An 18424-nucleotide genomic window follows, 5' to 3' on the forward strand; every position below is an offset into this window, starting at 1 on the left:
CCTGCCCGAATGTTAATCCGGCATCCCGACGCAGTCAGAGGCACGGAAATGTTCGCGGCCTGTTCTCATTTTCCGGTTGGAGATCGCCCTTGGGTCAACTATTTCTTCACCAGTATTTTCGGGGGCAGCGATGGCCGAGCTGAAGCAGATCGAAGTGCGCGGCGCGCGCGAGCACAATCTCAAGAACGTCGATGTCGACATTCCGCGCGACGCGCTGGTGGTGATCACCGGGCTGTCGGGCTCGGGCAAGTCGAGCCTGGCCTTCGACACCATCTATGCCGAGGGCCAGCGGCGCTATGTCGAGAGCCTGTCGGCTTATGCGCGGCAATTCCTCGACATGATGGAAAAGCCCGATGTCGATCATATCAGCGGGCTGAGCCCGGCGATTTCCATCGAACAGAAGACGACCTCGAAGAACCCGCGCTCGACCGTTGGCACGGTGACCGAGATCTACGACTATTTGCGGCTGCTCTTTGCCCGGGCGGGCACGCCCTACAGTCCCGCGACCGGCCTGCCGATCGAGGCCCAGCAGGTACAGGACATGGTCGACCGCGTCCTAGCGATGGAGCCCGGCACCCGCGCCCATCTGCTGGCCCCGATCATCCGCGACCGGAAGGGCGAATACCGCAAGGAATTCATCGAGCTGCGCAAGCAGGGCTTTCAGCGCGTCAAGGTCGACGGCCAGTTCTACGAGCTGGACGAGCCGCCGACTCTCGACAAGAAGTTTCGCCACGACATCGACGTGGTGGTCGACCGGATCGTGGTGAAGGAGGGCATCGGGACCCGGCTCGCCGACAGCTTCCGCACCGCGCTGGATCTGGCCGACGGGATCGCGGTGCTGGAAACCGCGCCCGCCGAGGGTGACCCCGAACGGATCGTCTTCTCCGAGAATTTCGCCTGTCCGGTCAGCGGCTTCACCATCCCCGAGATCGAGCCTCGGCTGTTTTCCTTCAACGCGCCCTTCGGCGCCTGCCCCGATTGCGACGGGCTGGGGGTCGAGCTTTTCTTCGATGAACGTCTCGTGGTGCCCGATGCCGCGCTGACCGTCTATGACGGCGCCATCGCGCCCTGGCGCAAGGGCAAGTCGCCCTATTTCCGCCAGACCATCGAGGCCATCGCCCGGCATTACGGGTTCCAGCGCGACACGCCCTGGAAGGACCTGCCCGCGAAGGTGCAGCAGGTCTTCCTGCGCGGCTCGGGCGAGGAGGAGATCCCGTTCCGCTATGACGAGGGCGGGCGGGTCTATCAGGTCACGCGCCCCTTCGAGGGGGTGATCCCCAACATGGAACGCCGCTACCGCGAGACCGACAGCGCCTGGGTCCGCGAGGAGTTCGAGAACTACCAGAACAACCGCCCCTGCCAGAGCTGCGGCGGCTACCGTCTGCGGCCCGAGGCGCTGGCGGTCAAGATCGCCGGGCTCCATGTGGGCCAGGTGGTCCAGATGTCGATCCGCGAGGCCCATGCCTGGGTGCAGACGGTGCCCGAGCACCTGACCAACCAGAAGAACGAGATCGCCCGCGCGATCCTCAAGGAGATCCGCGAGCGGCTGGGATTCCTGAACAATGTGGGGCTCGACTACCTGACGCTGGCGCGGAACTCGGGCACGCTGTCGGGCGGCGAAAGCCAGCGGATCCGGCTGGCCAGCCAGATCGGGTCGGGGCTGACGGGCGTGCTGTACGTGCTGGACGAACCCTCGATCGGGCTGCATCAGCGCGACAACGGGCGGCTTCTGACCACGCTGAAGAACCTGCGCGACCAGGGCAATTCGGTTCTGGTGGTCGAACATGACGAAGAGGCGATCCGCGAGGCCGATTACGTGCTGGATCTGGGGCCCGGCGCGGGGGTGCATGGCGGGCAGATCGTGTCGCGGGGCACGCCCGAGGAAATCGCGGCCGACCCGGCCTCGGTCACCGGGCAGTACCTGTCGGGCACGCGCGAGATCGCGGTGCCGGCCGAGAGGCGCCCGGGCAACGGCAAGGCGGTGACCGTGGTCAAGGCCACCGGCAACAACCTGCACGAGGTGACGGCCAGCTTCCCGCTGGGCAAGTTCGTCTGCGTCACCGGCGTGTCGGGCGGCGGCAAGTCGACCCTGACCATCGAGACCCTGTTCAAGACCGCCTCGATGCGTCTGAACGGGGCGCGCCAGACGCCCGCCCCCTGCGAGACGATCAAGGGGCTGGATCAGCTCGACAAGGTGATCGACATCGACCAGCGGCCGATCGGCCGCACGCCGCGGTCAAACCCCGCCACCTATACCGGCGCCTTCACGCCAATCCGCGACTGGTTCGCCGGGCTTCCCGAGGCCAAGGCGCGCGGCTATAAACCAGGGCGCTTCAGCTTCAACGTCAAGGGCGGGCGCTGCGAGGCCTGCCAGGGCGACGGCGTCATCAAGATCGAGATGCACTTTCTGCCCGATGTCTATGTGACTTGCGAAACGTGTCATGGGGCACGGTATAACCGCGAAACCCTTGAGATCCGGTTCAAGGGCAAAAGCATTGCCGATGTCCTCGACATGACGGTCGAGGATGCGCAGGCCTTCTTCAAGGCGGTACCCTCGATCCGCGAGAAGATGGATGCGCTGATGCATGTGGGCCTGGGCTATATCAAGGTCGGCCAGCAGGCGACGACGCTGTCGGGCGGTGAGGCGCAGCGGGTTAAGCTGTCGAAGGAACTGTCGAAACGCGCCACGGGGCGCACGCTTTACATCCTCGACGAACCGACCACGGGGCTGCATTTCGAGGATGTGCGGAAATTGCTCGAGGTGCTGCACGAGCTGGTCGATCAGGGCAACACGGTCGTGGTGATCGAGCATAACCTCGACGTCATCAAGACCGCCGACTGGATCATCGACATCGGCCCCGAGGGCGGCGATGGCGGCGGCCGGATCGTGGCCGAGGGCACGCCCGAAGAGGTCGCGGCCTGCGAGGCCAGCCATACCGGGCGCTATCTCAAGGACATGCTGAAGCCGCGCCAGGTCGCGGCCGAATAAGCGGCCGCCCGACGCGGCGGGCAGGGGTCAGTTGACCAGAGCGTCGATGGCACCGATCAGGTCCAGCACCTTGCGGGTCTCGGGATCGACGCGCACGACCCAGCCGTCGTCGCGCACGTAATAGCTGCCCTGCGGATCAAGCCGGTAGCGGCGCGGATCGGTGAGATAGCGATAGCGGCCGTCGACCGGAGATCCGGCGACAATGCCATGGCCAAGCTCGGCGCCCTTGCGGGCCTGACCGGGGGGAACGCAGGCCGGGCTTTTCTTGGCGAGGCCCGGCGGGCAATGCCCGGGCGAGGCGGCGGCGAGGGCAGGGGTCAGGGCGAAGGCGGTCAGGGCCGCCAGCAGGATCGGACGCATGCGGGGTCTCCGGTTATGTCTCGGAACAAAACGTCCGGGCGGTCAGACGGGTTCAAGCGGCGCCGAAAAACCCGGCCGCTTCGGCGCCGATCCGCCACCCGAGCGGCAAGGGGCAGGGCGCCCCGACGCCCTGCCGCTGTCGTCCTTGCGGGCCTGTCAGTCCTTCTTGCAGGTGTTCAGCCCGATCAGCGAATAAAGCGGGCAGGTCGACATCAGGCCGGTGGCCAGCGGCACGACGCCGATCAGCAGCCATTTGCTGTAGCCGATCAGCGCGGCGATCACCATCAGCGCGCCGATGACGATGCGCAGGGTGCGGTCGATGCCGCCGACATTCTTCGAAAGCAGGGATTGGGTGGTCATGGATGGGTCCTCCGATGGATGGGTCCGACTCGTCCGGCAGTCCCGGACAGGATGGCCCCAGTTTGCCCCGGGCCGCGCGGCCCGTCTGTGACTGTGTCACCCAGCCGCGAGACGTCTGACGGATCACCGGGCCCCGTCGGCGGAGGCAAGCCGGGCCAGACCCGGCGCGTCCTCGATGGTGACGCAGCCGCGGTCGAGCCGCACCATCCCCGCCCGGGCCAGCGCGTCGAGCCGGCGCGAGACGACCTCGCGCGCGGTGCCGATCCGGGTCGCGATCTCCTGATGGGTGGCGTGGACGGCGCCATCGGCCGCGCGGTCCAGCAGATCGGCGGCCAGCCGGCTTTCGACCTTCTGGAAGGCCACCCGTTCGAGCAGCGCCATCACCGATTGCAGCCGCTGCGCGAAGGCTCCGAAGACGAAGCGGCGAAAGACCGGGCTTTCGTCCATCAGCGCAAGGAAGATGTCCTTCGGCACCAGCACCGCCTCGCAATCGGTGGCCGCGACCGCCTCGCCGGTATAATCCTCGCCGCCCAGCAGCCCCAGCGTCGACTGCACGCAGGATTGCCCCGGCTCGATGGCGTAAAGCAGGATCTCGCGCCCGGTCGGGCCGATCAGAAAGACCTCGACCCGGCCGGTCAGCAGGATGGTGAAGCCGCGCGCCGCCTCGCCGGGGCAGAACAGCACCTTGCCCTTCGGCAGCGGACTGACCGGCAGCATCCCGAGCCGGGCGGCGATGCCCGGCTCGATGCCCTCAAGGCCTTCGGCGCGCGCAAGCCAGCTCATCCGCGCCCGCGTTTCTCGAAGCGGGGCAGCATCGCCGAAAAGTCGCGCCCGGCGCCGTCCTCGGCCTCGACGAAGGTCGCGTAAAGCTCGGCCGCGCGGGCCCCCATCGGCGTGTCGGCATCGGCGGCTTCGGCCGCCTGCTGCGACAGCCGCAGGTCCTTCAGCATCAGATCGGCGGCAAAGCCGGGCTTGTAGCCGTTGTCGGCGGGGCTGGCCGGGCCGATGCCGGGGGCGGGGCAATAGGCGTTCATGGACCAGCTGTAGCCCGACGAGGTCGAGACCACATCGAACATCTTGTCGCGTGCAAGCCCCAGCTTGTCGGCCAGCGCGAAGGCCTCGCAGGTCGCGATCATGGTGACGCCGAGGATCATGTTGTTGCAGATCTTGGCGGCCTGCCCGTTGCCCGAAGGCCCGCAATGGACGGCCTTCTGACCCATGATGTCGAACAGGGGCCGGACCGTCGCGAAGGCCGCGTCGCTGCCGCCCGCCATGAAGGTCAGGGTGCCCGCCGACGCGCCGCCGACGCCCCCCGAAACCGGCGCGTCGACCGCCATCAGCCCCGCCGCCTCGGCCGCGGCCGCCACGGCACGCGCGCTGTCGACATCGACGGTCGAGCAGTCCAGAAGCACCGCGCCCGACGCCATCGCGGGCAGGATCTCGGCCGCGACGGCGCGCAGGATCTGCCCGTTCGGCAGCATGGTGATGACGACCTCGCGGCCCTGGGCCGCCGCCGCCGCGCTGTCCGCCATGGCGACGCCCTCGGGGGCAGGGGCTGTCAGGTCGAAGCCCGTCACCTCATGGCCCGCCTGAACCAGGTTCGCCGCCATCGGCGCCCCCATGTTGCCGAGCCCGATGAACCCGATCTTCATTGCAGTTCCTCCTCCAGTTTCAGCCCGTGCTCGCCCAGCGGCATCAGCATGCGCGCCACATCGGCGCCGGGCACGGCATCCAGCCCCGCATGTTTCCAGCGCGGGTTTCTGTCCTTGTCGATGATGGCCGCGCGGATGCCTTCAAGGAAATCCGAATGCTCCGGCGCGCGATAGGTAAAGCGGTATTCCAGCGCCAGCGCCCGGCGGATGTCGTCCGAGCCCTTCAGCCGGTGCTGCATCTCGATGGCGCAGGCCATGGCCAGCGGGCTGTTGCGCTCCATCACCTTCAGTGCCGACAGCGCAAAGTCAGACCCGTCGGCCGTCAGCGCATTGACGATGTCCAGCAACCGCTCGCCCGCGAAAAGCGCGTCGATCCGGGGTTGCAGCGCGACCAGCTCGCCCGGCGGCGGCGTCCGGGCCGCGCGGTCGACGGCCTCCCAGTCGCCGGTTTCGACCAGCGTCCCGGTCAGCGCGGCCCAGTCGGCCTCGGGGATGAAGTAATCGGCAAAGCCCGCGAAGATCGCATCGGCCGGGCCCATCCGGCGGCCGGTCACGCCCAGATATTCGCCCAGCCGCCCCGGCGCACGGGCGAGGATCAGCGAGCCGCCCACATCGGGCACGAGGCCGATCCCGCATTCGGGCATGGCGACCTGCGAGGTTTCGCCCACCACCCGGTGCGAGCCGTGACAGCCGACGCCGACGCCCCCGCCCATCACGAAGCCCTGCATCAGGCTGACCACGGGCTTGGGGAATTCGAAGAGCTTGGCGTTCATCCGGTATTCGTCGCGCCAGAATTTCTGGCCATAGGCATAATCGCCCCTGGTGCCGGTCTCGTACATCACCGCGATGTCGCCGCCCGCGCAGAACGCCTTGTTCCCCTCGGCGTCGATCAGGATCATCCGCACCTCGGGATCGGGCGCCCAGGCGTCCAGCGCGGCCTCGATCGCCAGGCACATCTCGTAGCCGAGCGCGTTCAGCGCCGCCGGCCGGGTCAGGGTGATGCGGCCGATCCGGCCCTCTTTCCGGATCTCGATCTCGCTCATCCGCGCGCCTCCAGCAACTGGCGCGCCACGATCAGCCGCATGATCTCGTTGGTGCCCTCGAGGATCTGGTGCACGCGCAGGTCGCGCACGATCTTCTCGATCCCGTAATCGGCCAGATAGCCATAGCCGCCATGCAGTTGCAGGCAGGCATCGGCCACCTTGGATCCGGTCTCGGTCACGAAGGCCTTGGCCATGGCACAGAACTTGGTGGCATCGGGCGTGCCCTGATCGAGCTTCCAGGCCGCCTGGCGCAGGAAGACGCGCGCGGCCTGCAGCTCGATCTCCATGTCGGCCAGACGGAATTGCAGCGCCTGGAACCGGTCAAGCCGCTGGCCGAAGGCCTGCCGGTCGCCCATATAGGCCAGCGTTGCGTCAAGCGCCGCCTGCGCCGCGCCCAGCGAACAGGCCGCGATGTTCAGTCGCCCGCCGTCGAGCCCGGCCATGGCATAGCGAAACCCCTTGCCCTCTTCGCCCAGCAGGTTGGCCGCGGGAATGGTGCAATTGTCGAACTGCACCTGCCGCGTCGGCTGGGCGCGCCAGCCCATCTTGTCCTCGAGCCCGCCGAACGACAGCCCCGGCCGCCCGTCCTCGACCAGAAAGGCCGAGATGCCCTTCGGCCCGGCCTCGCCGGTGCGGGCCATGACGACATAGGCGTCGGAATAGCCGCCGCCCGAAATGAAGGCCTTGGTCCCGGTCAGCGCCCAGCCGTCGGTGCTGCGCACCGCGCGGGTCTTCAGCGCCGCCGCGTCCGAGCCCGAGCCCGGTTCGGTCAGGCAGTAGGACAGCACCGTCCGCATCGGCAGCGCCTCGGGCAGCACCCGCGCGCGCATCTCGTCCGACCCGAAGGTGTCGATCATCTTGGCGCACATGTTGTGGATCGACAGGAAGGCAGCCACGGCCGGGCAGGCCATGCTGAGCGCCTCGAAGACCAGCGTCGCATCAAGCCGCGTCAGCCCCGCGCCGCCCGAGCTGTCGCGCACGTAAAGCCCGCCGAAGCCCAGCGCGCCCAGTTCGGGCCAGAGCGTCTTGGGGATCGTGCCCTCGGCCTCCCACTTCCGGGCATGGGGCGCGATATGGTCCGCGCCGAAATCGCAGGCCATGTCAAAGATCGCCGTCTGTTCCTCGCTTAGCGCAAAATCCATGGTCGCTGCTCCCCCGTCACGAAAGAAATGAACACCCGTTTAGTTAGCGACCGGGGAGGGGGTCATGCAAGCGTCCGCGCCAGAGATTTCCTTTGCGTCAAATTCGTGGCCGAATTAAGAAATCGGTATGGAATCATTTTAATGGGGCTTACTTTGAAAAGGCTTTTCCTGATTTCCGCCGCCGCTGCCGGGTTTATCGCAGCGGCCTCGGCCGGGTCCGCGGCCACGATCAGCTTCGACCTTGCCGACCAGCGAGGCAGCGACCCGATGAAAACCACCGTCACGCTGGAAGACGTGGCGGGCGGCGTCAAGATGAGCTTTCTGGTGACCGATTCTGTCAACCAGGGCGACATCGCGGCGGTCTATTTCGATCTGGGCGGCGACGGATCGGTCGACTCGATCAAATGGACCGACCTTGGCCCGACGCTCGGTTTCGCCACCGACACCAAGAATGCCCAGGCCGGCAATATCGGGGCCGAGTTCGATATCGGCATCGCCATCGGCGCGGTCGGGTCCAGCGGGGATTTCTACAATTCCTTCAGCTTCCTCGTCTATGGCGCCGATCTCGACGTGACCGATTTCATCGGCCAGAGCTTCGCGGTGCGTGGCCAGACGGTCGGCCCCTGCGCCAATCCGGGTCCGGCGCAGTGCAGCGGCAACGGGTCGTCCAAGGTGTTCGGTACGGTGCCCGAACTGCAGCCCGACCCGGCGCCGGTGCCGCTTCCGGCCGCGGGCGGTCTGCTGCTGGCCGGGCTGGCCGGGTTCGGTGCGCTGCGCCGCAAGCCGCGCGGCTGACAGACCCCGGGGAGGGCCGGGTCCCGGGCGGGCGCCTGCCGGGGCGTCCGCCTTGCGTTTCGCGGCATGCGCTCAGAGATCGGCGCCGAATTCCTCGATCAGCCCTTGCACGACGGCGCGCATCGCGCCCTCGCGGTCGGCCCCCGCGGCCAGCGCCGTGGCATGGATGGCGCGCTGGCGTTCGGCGCTGGTGCCATGGGCGATGACGGCGCGCGCGGCATTGACCTCGTCGAGACAGCCCAGGGCCGCCGCATCGGCCTCGACCAGCTGGATCAGTTCTTCCAGCAGATCGGCGAAGGGTACCAGTTCCTTGCGACCGAAATCGACCAGCCCCTCGGACACGCCATAGCGCTGTGCCCGCCAGCGGTTCTCGCCCACCAGAAACCGTTCATAGACCCGCCAGCGCAGGTTCTCGCCCGCAAGCCGCCACAGCATCCTCAGCGTGCACTGGATCAGCGCGGCCAGCGACAGCGTGTGATCGAGCCGGGGGCACATGTCGCAGATCCGGGTCTCCAGCGTCGGAAACCGGGCCGAGGGGCGCAGGTCCCACCAGATCTTGGTCGCGTCCTCGATCAGACCCAGCCGGGTCAGCGCGCCGACGGAGCGTTCGTAATCGGACCAGCTTTCGAACCGCGGCGGCAGCCCGGTGCGGGGCAGGTTGTCGAACACCGTCAGCCGGTAGGAGGCAAGCCCGGTATCGACCCCCTTCCAGAACGGCGACGAGGTCGACATCGCCAGCAGATGCGGCAGGAAATAGGAAAACTGCGCCATCAGGTCGATGCGCTGGTCGGGATCGGGGATGCCCACATGGACATGCATGCCACAGATCAGCATCCGCCGCGCCACCGCCGCCAGCGCCCGGTCGAGATCGTTATAGCGGTCCTTGTCGGTGTGATTCTGGTCGAGCCAGTCGGCCGAGGGATGGCAGGAGGCGGCGATCGGCGCCAGCCCATAGCTTTCGGCATGCCGCGCCACCGTCGCGCGCAGCCGCCTGAGGTCCTCGCGCGCCTCGGATACGGTGTGGCAGACCCGGGTGCCGACCTCGATCTGGCATTGCAGGAATTCCGGCGTCACCTGATCGCCCAGGTCGGCGGCACAGGCCTCCATCAGCCCTTTCGGCGCCTGCGCCAGCGCGCAGGTCTCGCGGTCGACAAGAAGGTATTCCTCCTCGATGCCGATGGTGAAATCGGGTGCCGTGATGCCCATTGGTCGCCCTCCCGCCCGGTCCTCGGCAAGAGTGTCTGCCGGAAAGGCAGGCTCCCGCAAGCGCCTGTTCGCCTCCGGGCCGATGATCTGGCGTCGCAGCGCCTAAAGCGTGAAGTCGGCCGCCTCGGCGCCGGTCAGGCCCGGCAGCACATGCGGGTCGAGCGGGAAGACATGACGCGGCGTTCCGGCGGCCGCCCAGACCGTTTCGAAATCAAGAAGCCGCGGGTCGAGAAAGGCGCGGATCGGGCCCAGATGGCCGACCGGGGCGACGCCGCCGATGGCAAAGCCGGTCTGGGCGCGGATCAGCGCGGCATCGGCCTTGCCCAGCGGCTCGCCCGCCAGCGCCGAGGCCTTGGCCTCCGACACCCGGTTGCCGCCCGCAGTCAGGAACAGGATCGCGGTACCGCTGTCCTCGCCCCGGAAGATGATCGACTTGGCGATCTGGTCAAGCGCGCAGCCGACCGCCGCCGCGGCCTCTTCGGCGGTGCGGGTCTGGCCCAGCTCGCGGATGTCCGCGGGCAGCCCCGCCGCCTTAAGCGCCGCGCGCACCCGGTTCAGGCTTTTCGACATCGCATCCTCCTTCGGTCGGCGCGGACTATCGGCACCGCCGCCGCCCGGTGCAAGCCCCGTTGACCGGGCCGCCCGCGCGCGGCATCACTCGGCCATGAGCTTCGCATCCCGACTGACCCGCGCGCCCCTTGCCTACGAGCCCGACCGCGCCGCCGAGGCGGCCGACCGCTTCGCCGCCCAGCCGCCCGAGATCCGCGCCCTGCTGGAGGGCACGGCCGGGTGCAGCCCCTATCTCTGGGGGCTGATGACGCGCGAGGCCGACTGGCTGGAGGAGCTGCTGGCGGGCAGGCCCGAACCGGTCTTCGCGGCGCTCATGGACGAGGTCCGGGGCCTGTCGCTCGACGCGCTGAAGCCCGGGCTGCGCCAGGCCAAGCGCCGCGCGGCGCTGTTGATCGCGCTGTCCGATCTGGGCGGGCTCTGGCCGCTCGAGGCGGTGACGGGCGCGCTGACCGATTTCGCCGATCTTTGCGTCGACGTCACGATCCGGCGGCTGGTCGCGGCCGAGATCGCACGCGGCAAGCTGCCCGGCCTGACCGAGGCCGATGCCGGGACGGCGGGCGGCATGGTGGCGCTGGCCATGGGCAAGCAGGGCGCGCATGAGCTGAACTATTCGTCAGACATCGACCTGATCTGCCTCTTCGATCAGGACCGCTTCGATCCCGCCGATTTCCACGAGGCGCGCAGCGCCTTCGTCAAGATCACCCGGCGGATGACCGCGATCCTGTCCGAGGCCACAGGCGAGGGCTATGTCTTCCGCACCGACCTGCGGCTGAGGCCCGACGCCTCGGTCACGCCGGTCTGCATGTCGATGGAGGCGGCCGAACGCTATTACGAGGCGCTCGGGCGCACCTGGGAACGCGCGGCCCATATCAAGGCACGGCCCTGCGCGGGCGATATTCAGGCCGGCTGGGCCTATCTCGACCGGCTCAGGCCCTTCGTCTGGCGCAAGCATCTCGATTTCGCGGCGATCCAGGACGCCCATGACATGCGGCTGAGGATCCGCAGTCACAAGGGCCTGCATGGGGCGCTGTGCCTTGAAGGCCATGACATGAAGCTGGGGCAGGGCGGCATCCGCGAGATCGAGTTCTTTACCCAGACCCGGCAGATCATCGCGGGCGGGCGCGACCCGGACTTGCGGGCCCGGGGCACGGTCGAGGGGCTGGCGCGGCTGGCCGACAAGGGCTGGGTCCCGCGCGAGATCGCCGGGACGCTGACCGAGGACTACCGCGCCCATCGCGAGGTCGAACACCGGCTGCAGATGGTCAACGACGCCCAGACCCATCTGCTGCCGAATTCGCCCGAAGGGATCGAGCGGATCGCGCGGTTCTGCGGCGCGGCCGAGACCGGGCCGTGGCGCGACGCGCTGGCCGCGCGGCTGCGCCGGGTCGCGGGCCTGACCGAAGGCTTCTTCGCCCCCGGAAAGCCCGCCGAGGATCTGCCCGAGATCCCGGAGACCGCGGCCGGGATCGTCGAGCGCTGGCCCGGCTATCCCTGCCTGCGCACCGCGCGGGCGCGCGAGATCTTCCACCGGCTGAAACCCGATCTCTTCTCGCGCCTGACCAAGGCTCCGCGCCCCGACGAGGCCTTCGCCGCCTTCGACGGGTTTCTCGCGGGGCTGCCCGCGGGGGTGCAGCTGTTCTCGCTGTTCGAGGCCAACCCGCATCTGATCGACCTCTTGATCGACATCACCAGCGTCTCGCCGGAACTGGCGCAGTACCTGTCGCGCAACGCCCGGGTGCTGGACGCCGTCATCGGCGGCAGCTTCTTCGAGGCCTGGCCGGGACGCGCGGCGCTGACCGGGGCGCTGGCCGACCGGCTCGGAACGCTGGGCGATTACGAGGCCCAGCTCGATGCCGCGCGCGCCTGGGCCAAGGAATGGCATTTCCGGATCGGGGTCCATTTCCTGCGCGGGCTGATCGATGCCGAGACCGCGGGCGCCGAATATGCCGATCTGGCCGAGGCGGTGCTGGCCGCGCTCTGGCCGAAGGTCGTCGCGCAGTTCGCCGCCAAGCATGGCGCGCCGCCCGGCAAGGGGGCCACGGTGCTGGGCATGGGCTCGCTCGGCGCAGGCGCATTGACCTCGCGGTCCGATCTCGACCTGATCGTGATCTACGATGCCGACGGGGTCGAGGCGTCTGACGGCCGCCGCCCGCTGGCCTCGCGCGCCTATTACGCCAAGCTGACCCAGGCGCTGGTGACGGCGCTGACCGCGCCGATGGCCGAGGGCCGGCTTTACGAGGTCGACATGCGGCTCAGGCCCTCGGGCAATCAGGGGCCGGTCGCGACCTCGCTGCAGAGCTTTCGCAGCTATCAGCGCGACGAGGCCTGGACCTGGGAACATCTGGCGCTGACCCGCGCGCGGCCGGTGGCGGGCGACAGCGCGCTTGGCGCCGAGGTCGAGGCATTTCGTCAGGCGCTGCTGCGCGACAAGGCCGATGTGGCGCGCACCGTGGCGGGCGTTGTCGACATGCGGCGGCGGCTGGCCGAGGCCAAGCCCGCGAAATCGGCCTGGGACGGCAAGCAGGGGCCGGGCCGGGGCCAGGATATCGAACTGATCGCCTCGGCCGCGGCGCTGATCGCCGCCCACCCCGCGACCTCGGTGCCCGACCAGCTCGATGCCGGGGTCGATGCGGGTTGGCTCGAGGCCCCCGAGGCGCAGACGCTGATCGCCTCCTACCGGCTGCAGCGCCAGGTGCAGGGCGCGGCCAAGCTGATCGCGGATCTGCCGCTCGACCCTTGCAGCCTTGGCGAAAGCGGACGGGCCTTCCTGTTGCGGGGCACGGGGCTGGCCGATGCCGGGGCGCTTGCGGCCCTGCTGGACGACCGGCGCGCTGCGGCGGCCGAGGTGATCGAGGCGGCGATCGGGCGCAGCCCGCAGGAGGACGATGATGCGGATTGAACTGGCGGACCCGCGGGGGCTGATCCGGGAATCCTACCGGATCGAGGGGATCGGCCCCTCGGAATGCCGCTCGATCTTTCTCGACTGGGCGCTGGGGCTGCCCGAGACGGTCGACACAAGCCGCGCCCTGCGCCGGCTTCTGGCCGAATACGGCCCTGGCGCGGCCGATCATCCGATGACAGCCGTGCTGCGCGCGGGGCTTGCCGAAGAACCCGCCGCCCGCCGCCGGGGCGGGCCGCGCGGCCGGCGCAGCTAGCGCCGCCCTGTCGCGCGCCCCGCGCCGGTCGGAGGGCGCTGCGTCGTGGCATTGCCAGGACCGCCGCACCGGTCGCCGACCGCCGGTTCGGCCCGCGCGAAAAGAATCGCCGGGGCCGCCGCGAATTCGTGCGATAGTGCCGCCCCATCCGAGGAGGAACACCGCAGGGGGGGCGGCCCAAGGACGCCCGTGGCGAGGGGACAGACTGGTGCGGGCACGCGCATGCTATCCGATCCGCTGACGGCGATCGTCCGGTCCCTCGATCTTGCGGGCGGCGTCTTTCTGGAGGGCGTACTGACCGCGCCCTGGGCGATCCTTGCCCGGATATCGCCGACCGATTGCCGCCCGTTCATGGACGTGCCGAAACAGGTGATCGCGTATCACATCGTCACCGAAGGCGCGATGCGGGTCGGGCTGGAAGACGGCTCGGTGCGCGAGGCAGGCCCCGGCGATGTGGTGTTTCTGCCCACCAACGCCCGGCACAGTCTTGCCAGCGGGCCGGGGCTCGATCCGGTCCCCGGGCGGGACCTGATCCTTCCGCCGGACCGGGACCGGCTGGCGCGGATCAGCTTTGGCGGCGGGGGCGATGTCACGCGGCTCCTTTGCGGGTTCATCGCCGCGAATGCCGGTCCCACGCCGCTGCTGGATGCCTTGCCGACGCTGCTGGTGATCCGCACCCAGCATGTCGCGACGCTGCAATGGATCGAGGCCTCGATCGGGATGGTCGCCCGCGAACTGACGGCCGGGCGGATTTCTTCGGCTGCGGTCATGGCGCAGCTGGCCGAGTTGCTGCTGGTCGAGGCGTTGCGCCTTTATCTGGAGCGGACGCCCCGGCCGCAGGGCTGGCTGGCGGGCATGGCCGATCCGCGGATCGCGCGGGCCCTGGCGCGCATCCACCAGAGCCTCGCGGCCCCGGTCTCGGTCGGCGCGCTGGCGGCAGAGGCCGGGATGTCGCGGTCGGCCTTCGTCGCGCGCTTCTCCGACCTCATGGGATCGGGGCCCGCCCGTTATGCCCTGGCGCAACGGATCGAGGCCGCGCGCCTGCTTCTGCGCGACACCGACCTCACCGCCGCCGAGATCGCCTTCCGCGTCGGCTACGAGGCGCCCGAAGCTTTCTCGCGCAGCTTCAAGCGCGAAACCGGTCTGTCGCCCGCAGACTGGCGGGCCGCGCAAGCGCCCTGAGCCCAGTGCCGGACCCGCCGCCGAACCCGCCGCCGCGCGGGGCCGGACGATCGGTCATGTCTTCGGGCCGTGCGGTCATTCGGAAACCGGCCCTCTGGCCGTATGTCTCGGCGGTCCAGAGAGAGGAGAGGACGATGACCTTCTGGAAACACCCCGGTCTCGGCCGGGACCGTTCGTGCGCGCCGCCCGGGGGCGGCCGCACCCGCGAGGCCGGGACGGGGCCCCTGGGCCGGTTCCGCCGCTTGATGAAGTGCCGCTCCGACCGGGTGCGCAAGGCGCGCCAGAGGCGGGGGATGGCCAAGCTCGGCGATCACCTGCGCAAGGATATCGGCCTGCTGCGGGTGCCGGAACTGGGGGGGCTGCCTTGCAGGGCGCCGGGCCTGCCGGCGACCTGATCCCCGAAGCTGTCCGGTCAGGCGGCCCTTTCAGGCGGCGTCCCCGGTCAGGCGAAAAGCGATTTGAGACATAGTTCACGGGATTTGAAATCATGGATACCAGACTTGACGTCCAACCGGATTTCCCGGCGATCAAGGCGCAACAGAATGCCGCCTGGTCCTCGGGCGACTATGCCGTGATCGGCACGACCTTGCAGATCGTCGGCGAAACCCTGGCCGAAAGCATGGACCTGCCCCCGGGCGCACGCGTTCTCGACGTGGCCGCGGGCAATGGCAACGCGACCCTCGCCTTTGCCCGCCGATGGCATCGTGTGACCTCGACCGACTACGTTGCCGCGTTGCTTGACAAGGGCAGGGCGCGGGCGCAGGCCGAGGGCCTCGACGTGAGCTTCGGCCTGGCCGATGCCGAGGCGCTGCCATTCGGGGATGCGGCCTTCGATGCGGTGGTCTCGACCTTCGGCGTGATGTTCGCGCCGAACCAGCAGAAGGCCGCTGCGGAACTGGCGCGCACCTGCCGTCCCGGCGGCCTGATCGGCCTTGCAAGCTGGACCGCCGACGGGTTCATCGGGCAGCTGTTCCGCACGCTCGGCGCGCATGTCGCCCCGCCGGCCGGGCTCCGGTCGCCCGCGATCTGGGGCGACCGCGACTGGATCGAGCACACCTTCCGCCCCGTCGCCGCCGCGATCGATGTCACCCCGCGGCAGTTCGTGTTCCGCTATCGCGCGCCCGGCCATTTCATCGAGGTCTTCCGCAGCCTCTATGGCCCGGTCCACAAGGCGTTCCTGTCGCTGGACGACGATGCGCAAGCGGCGCTGGAGACAGACCTTCTGGGGTTGATCGCACGGTTTGATGTGGCGCGCGACGGGACGATGTCGGTCCCGGGCGCCTATGTCGAATGTGTGATCCGCAAGGCGTGACGCGAAGACCGACACGGCCTGCAGCGGCGTTCCGGGCGCCGTTGCAGGGACTCGTCCGGTCCGGGCCGAGGCGGATGGATGGACAGAGCCGCCGCGAAGTGCCCGCGTCGGCAAGACGGTCCGGGATGGGCTTCCGGGCGTTCCGCTAGAGGCTGCCATTGATGGCCCGGGCGGCCTCCGTCGCCACCGGTGCGGCGTGGCGCACGAAGGCCTCGGGCGTCCATTCCGACAGCGACCCCGCAACGTGGATCGCGCCGAGCGGCGCCCCGTCGCGGCCCGCGACCGCGACGCCTATGGCAACCTCGCCCTGCACGAATTCGTCGACCACGACCGCATAGCCGTCGGACCTGGCCCGGGCGATCAGCGCCAGGATGGCGTCGGGATCGTTGACGGTCTTCGAGGTGAACTGGTGCAGGCGCGACCGCATCACGACCTCGCGGGCGGCCTCATCGGACAGCGCCGACAGCACCGCACGCCCCCCGGCGGTGCAGAAGGTCGGCACGCTGTGGCCCACGAGGGTCGCATAGAAGGTCTCGCGCTTGCTCTGCATGCGCAGCGCATAGACCAGCCGGGTCTCGTCATAGAGGCTGAAATCGACGCGCTCGCGCACGGTCTTGCGCAGTTCCAGCAGCACGGGCGTCGCCTTCTGCACCACCGGATCGAGCCGCAGCACATCGAGCGTGTGATCCAGCAGCCGGATCCCCGGCAGATAGCCCCGGTCGTCGGGACTGCGCCGCATGTAGCCCAGCTTGACCAGCGTGTGGACAAGCCGCTGGACGGCCGAGCGATCGAGCGCGGCCCGGGCTGCGATCTCGGACAGGCTGAGAGGCCCGCTGGCGTGGTGAAACGCGCTCAGCACCCGCATCGCCCTGCCGGCCGCGCGCACGAAAAGTTTGTCTTCTTCCGCTGCCTGAAAATCGGTCACCTGCGCCGGCTCGGCGCGAAGAATGCTCGCCATCAAAATCTCCGGCTTGACGAACCCAAAAACGGGCCAGTACGCTCTATTGGCAATACTAGTGTATCGGCAGTCGATATACAAGCCAATGTCGGCGCAAAGACCGGCAAGGCCCACCAACAGCGGAGACACAAGATGCGGGTTGCCCTGGCCGGCTTCCTTCACGAGACGAACACCTTTGCGCCGACCCCGGCGGATCTTGCAGCCTTTCGGCAGGGGGGCGGATATATCCCCATGTCCCGGGGGGCCGGGATCGCGGCGGCCGCGCAGGGGGTGAACCTCGGCATATCGGGGGCGCTTGCCGTCGCCGGGGAGCTGGGCTGGGACGCAGCCCCCATCCTCTGGACCGGCGCCATCCCCTCGGCCCCTGTCACCCGCGAGGCGTTCGAAACCATCGCCGACGAGATCGTCGCGGGCCTTGCCGGGGCAGGCACGCTCGATGGCGTTTTTCTCGACCTGCACGGCGCGATGGTGGCCGAACATCTGGACGATGGCGAGGCCGAGATCGCGCGCCGCGTGCGCGCCACGGTCGGGCCGGATGTGCCGGTCGTGGCGGCGCTCGACCTGCATGGCAATATCTCGGCGCCCTTCGTCGAGGCCCTGGACGCCTGCGTCGGCTTTCGCACCTATCCGCATGTGGACATGGCGGCGACCGGGGCGGCGGCGGCGCGCCTGCTCGACCGGATGATGCGGACCGGCACCCGGCCGGCCAAGGCGTTCCGGCAGATGTCCTATCTGGTGCCGATCCCGTTCCAGACGACGATGATGGCCCCGGCCGACGGGCTCTATGCCGAACTCGACTCCGAGGAGGCCGCCGGCGCCTGGTCGGCGTCGCTTTTCATGGGCTTTCCCGCGGCCGACATCCCCGATTGCGGGCCGAGCGCGGTGGCCTATGCCGCGACCCAGGCCGAGGCCGACCGCGCCGCGGACCGTATCGCCGCAGCCTATGAGGCGGCAGAGCCGCGCTTTGGCAATCGCACCTTTTCCGCCGAGGCGGCCGTGGCCGAGGCGGCGCGGCTGGCGGCGCAGGCGACAGGCCCGGTGGTGATCGCCGACACCCAGGACAACCCCGGGGCCGGAGGCGTTTCCGCGACCACCGGGCTCTTGCGGGCGCTGATCGCGGCCGACGCGCAGGACGCGGCCATCGGGCTGATGGTGGACCCCGCCGCCGCGGCAGCCGCCCATGCGGCCGGCCTCGGCGCGACCGCGCGGTTCCGGATCGGCGGCCATCCCGGGCTGCCCGACGACCGGCCCGTCGAGACCGTGGCCGTGGTCGAGGCGCTGTCCGACGGGTCGCTTCAGGCGACCGGCCCCTATTACGGCGGCACCCGGCTGGATCTCGGCCCCTCGGCCTGCCTGCGCATCGGCGGCGTGCGCGTCGCCGTGACCAGCCGGATCGCGCAGATGGCCGATCGCGAGATGTTCCGCTTTGTCGGGATCGTGCCCGAGCACCAGTCGATCCTGGTGGTCAAGAGCTCGACCCATTTCCGGGCCGACTTCGCCCCCGTCGCCGGGGCGATCCTTGTGGCCTGCGCGCCGGGCCCGATGCCCTTCGATCCCGCCGATCTGCCCTTCACGCGGCTGCGGACGGGGCTGAGGCTGTCTCCGAACGGCCCCGCCTTCGACCCGGCGGGCGGCCGCGCGGAACCGGCCGCCGCAACCGCTCGCCAATAACGCCCCGACACCGCGACGACCAACAGAGA

The 18424-nt window shown here is 69.3% G+C and carries 17 protein-coding genes; 8 read left to right on the plus strand and 9 right to left on the minus strand.

Annotation, left to right across the window (positions count from 1 at the left end; genetic code table 11):
* Positions 1–130: 130 nt before the first annotated feature.
* Entirely contained in the window at positions 131–2989 is a 2859-nt protein-coding gene (uvrA, locus tag C8N38_RS01755; protein ID WP_108023305.1) for an excinuclease ABC subunit UvrA, read from the plus strand.
* A 27-nt stretch (positions 2990–3016) separates the two neighbouring features.
* On the opposite strand, the gene C8N38_RS01760 is transcribed toward uvrA, so the two are convergent.
* The 6 genes from C8N38_RS01760 to C8N38_RS01785 form a co-directional block, all read right to left on the minus strand.
* Positions 3017–3349, minus strand: coding sequence for an excinuclease ABC subunit A (locus tag C8N38_RS01760; RefSeq protein ID WP_108023307.1), 333 nt, complete (start codon positions 3347–3349; stop codon positions 3017–3019).
* A 156-nt stretch (positions 3350–3505) separates the two neighbouring features.
* A complete protein-coding gene (locus tag C8N38_RS01765) occupies positions 3506–3694 on the minus strand; it encodes a YgaP family membrane protein (RefSeq protein WP_170120294.1) in 189 nt (62 codons plus the stop codon).
* Positions 3695–3832: 138 nt separating this feature from the next.
* The gene (locus tag C8N38_RS01770) at positions 3833–4492 is read right to left on the minus strand and encodes a Crp/Fnr family transcriptional regulator (RefSeq protein ID WP_108023311.1); all 660 of its coding nucleotides are present in this window, start codon (positions 4490–4492) and stop codon (positions 3833–3835) included.
* Positions 4489–5361 (minus strand): 3-hydroxyisobutyrate dehydrogenase, encoded by an 873-nt coding sequence (gene mmsB, locus C8N38_RS01775; protein ID WP_108023313.1) that lies wholly within the window; start codon positions 5359–5361, stop codon positions 4489–4491. Before mmsB ends, C8N38_RS01770 begins: the two co-directional genes overlap by 4 nt.
* On the minus strand, positions 5358–6404 hold the full coding sequence (locus C8N38_RS01780) for an enoyl-CoA hydratase/isomerase family protein (protein ID WP_108023315.1): 1047 nt from the start codon (positions 6402–6404) through the stop codon (positions 5358–5360). Before C8N38_RS01780 ends, mmsB begins: the two co-directional genes overlap by 4 nt.
* Positions 6401–7546, minus strand: a complete 1146-nt coding sequence (locus tag C8N38_RS01785; RefSeq protein WP_108023317.1) for an acyl-CoA dehydrogenase family protein — start codon at positions 7544–7546, stop codon at positions 6401–6403. The genes C8N38_RS01780 and C8N38_RS01785 overlap by 4 nt, the downstream gene beginning before the upstream one ends.
* A gap of 141 nt (positions 7547–7687) precedes the next feature.
* On the opposite strand from C8N38_RS01785, the gene C8N38_RS01790 reads away from it, so the two are divergent.
* Complete coding sequence (locus C8N38_RS01790) at positions 7688–8341, plus strand: VPLPA-CTERM sorting domain-containing protein (RefSeq protein WP_158272281.1); 654 nt, start codon at positions 7688–7690, stop codon at positions 8339–8341.
* Positions 8342–8413: 72 nt separating this feature from the next.
* Here C8N38_RS01790 and C8N38_RS01795 read toward each other — a convergent pair whose 3' ends face one another.
* Both C8N38_RS01795 and C8N38_RS01800 read right to left on the minus strand, forming a co-directional pair.
* Positions 8414–9541 (minus strand): carboxylate-amine ligase, encoded by a 1128-nt coding sequence (locus C8N38_RS01795; RefSeq protein ID WP_108023700.1) that lies wholly within the window; start codon positions 9539–9541, stop codon positions 8414–8416.
* A gap of 108 nt (positions 9542–9649) precedes the next feature.
* Positions 9650–10117: a YbaK/EbsC family protein gene (locus C8N38_RS01800; RefSeq protein ID WP_108023321.1), complete on the minus strand. Its 468-nt coding sequence runs from the start codon at positions 10115–10117 to the stop codon at positions 9650–9652.
* Positions 10118–10211: 94 nt separating this feature from the next.
* Here C8N38_RS01800 and C8N38_RS01805 point away from each other — a divergent pair, with 94 nt between their 5' ends.
* The 5 genes from C8N38_RS01805 (at position 10212) to C8N38_RS01825 (ending at position 15766) form a co-directional block, all read left to right on the plus strand.
* Complete coding sequence (locus C8N38_RS01805) at positions 10212–13016, plus strand: bifunctional [glutamate--ammonia ligase]-adenylyl-L-tyrosine phosphorylase/[glutamate--ammonia-ligase] adenylyltransferase (protein WP_108023323.1); 2805 nt, start codon at positions 10212–10214, stop codon at positions 13014–13016.
* Positions 13006–13272 (plus strand): hypothetical protein, encoded by a 267-nt coding sequence (locus C8N38_RS01810; RefSeq protein WP_342750279.1) that lies wholly within the window; start codon positions 13006–13008, stop codon positions 13270–13272. The genes C8N38_RS01805 and C8N38_RS01810 overlap by 11 nt, the downstream gene beginning before the upstream one ends.
* A 222-nt stretch (positions 13273–13494) precedes the next feature.
* Positions 13495–14454, plus strand: a complete 960-nt coding sequence (locus C8N38_RS01815; protein ID WP_108023328.1) for an AraC family transcriptional regulator — start codon at positions 13495–13497, stop codon at positions 14452–14454.
* A gap of 134 nt (positions 14455–14588) precedes the next feature.
* Positions 14589–14849, plus strand: a complete 261-nt coding sequence (locus C8N38_RS01820; RefSeq protein ID WP_108023330.1) for a hypothetical protein — start codon at positions 14589–14591, stop codon at positions 14847–14849.
* 92 nt (positions 14850–14941) lie between these two features.
* Positions 14942–15766 carry a class I SAM-dependent methyltransferase gene (locus C8N38_RS01825; protein ID WP_108023332.1) on the plus strand — a complete coding sequence of 275 codons (825 nt, stop codon included), beginning with the start codon at positions 14942–14944 and terminating at the stop codon, positions 15764–15766.
* A 145-nt stretch (positions 15767–15911) separates the two neighbouring features.
* On the opposite strand, the gene C8N38_RS01830 is transcribed toward C8N38_RS01825, so the two are convergent.
* Entirely contained in the window at positions 15912–16724 is an 813-nt protein-coding gene (locus C8N38_RS01830) for an IclR family transcriptional regulator (protein WP_108023334.1), read from the minus strand.
* A gap of 132 nt (positions 16725–16856) precedes the next feature.
* Between C8N38_RS01830 and C8N38_RS01835 the strand changes: the two genes are divergently transcribed.
* Positions 16857–18395: a M81 family metallopeptidase gene (locus tag C8N38_RS01835; RefSeq protein ID WP_108023336.1), complete on the plus strand. Its 1539-nt coding sequence runs from the start codon at positions 16857–16859 to the stop codon at positions 18393–18395.
* The last annotated feature ends 29 nt before the right edge of the window (positions 18396–18424 follow it).

The organism is Rhodovulum kholense, from assembly GCF_003053725.1.
GTDB lineage: Bacteria > Pseudomonadota > Alphaproteobacteria > Rhodobacterales > Rhodobacteraceae > Rhodovulum > Rhodovulum kholense.

Bases quoted from the DNA above. Each gene is read 5' to 3' on its own strand.
- uvrA (WP_108023305.1), top strand. From the start codon at position 131: ATGGCCGAGCTGAAGCAGATCGAAGTGCGCGGCGCGCGCGAGCACAAT.
- C8N38_RS01760 (WP_108023307.1), bottom strand. From the start codon at position 3,349: ATGCGTCCGATCCTGCTGGCGGCCCTGACCGCCTTCGCCCTGACCCCT.
- C8N38_RS01770 (WP_108023311.1), bottom strand. From the start codon at position 4,492: ATGAGCTGGCTTGCGCGCGCCGAAGGCCTTGAGGGCATCGAGCCGGGC.
- mmsB (WP_108023313.1), bottom strand. From the start codon at position 5,361: ATGAAGATCGGGTTCATCGGGCTCGGCAACATGGGGGCGCCGATGGCG.
- C8N38_RS01780 (WP_108023315.1), bottom strand. From the start codon at position 6,404: ATGAGCGAGATCGAGATCCGGAAAGAGGGCCGGATCGGCCGCATCACC.
- C8N38_RS01785 (WP_108023317.1), bottom strand. From the start codon at position 7,546: ATGGATTTTGCGCTAAGCGAGGAACAGACGGCGATCTTTGACATGGCC.
- C8N38_RS01790 (WP_158272281.1), top strand. From the start codon at position 7,688: ATGGGGCTTACTTTGAAAAGGCTTTTCCTGATTTCCGCCGCCGCTGCC.
- C8N38_RS01800 (WP_108023321.1), bottom strand. From the start codon at position 10,117: ATGTCGAAAAGCCTGAACCGGGTGCGCGCGGCGCTTAAGGCGGCGGGG.
- C8N38_RS01805 (WP_108023323.1), top strand. From the start codon at position 10,212: ATGAGCTTCGCATCCCGACTGACCCGCGCGCCCCTTGCCTACGAGCCC.
- C8N38_RS01810 (WP_342750279.1), top strand. From the start codon at position 13,006: ATGCGGATTGAACTGGCGGACCCGCGGGGGCTGATCCGGGAATCCTAC.
- C8N38_RS01815 (WP_108023328.1), top strand. From the start codon at position 13,495: ATGCTATCCGATCCGCTGACGGCGATCGTCCGGTCCCTCGATCTTGCG.
- C8N38_RS01820 (WP_108023330.1), top strand. From the start codon at position 14,589: ATGACCTTCTGGAAACACCCCGGTCTCGGCCGGGACCGTTCGTGCGCG.
- C8N38_RS01825 (WP_108023332.1), top strand. From the start codon at position 14,942: ATGGATACCAGACTTGACGTCCAACCGGATTTCCCGGCGATCAAGGCG.
- C8N38_RS01830 (WP_108023334.1), bottom strand. From the start codon at position 16,724: ATGGCGAGCATTCTTCGCGCCGAGCCGGCGCAGGTGACCGATTTTCAG.
- C8N38_RS01835 (WP_108023336.1), top strand. From the start codon at position 16,857: ATGCGGGTTGCCCTGGCCGGCTTCCTTCACGAGACGAACACCTTTGCG.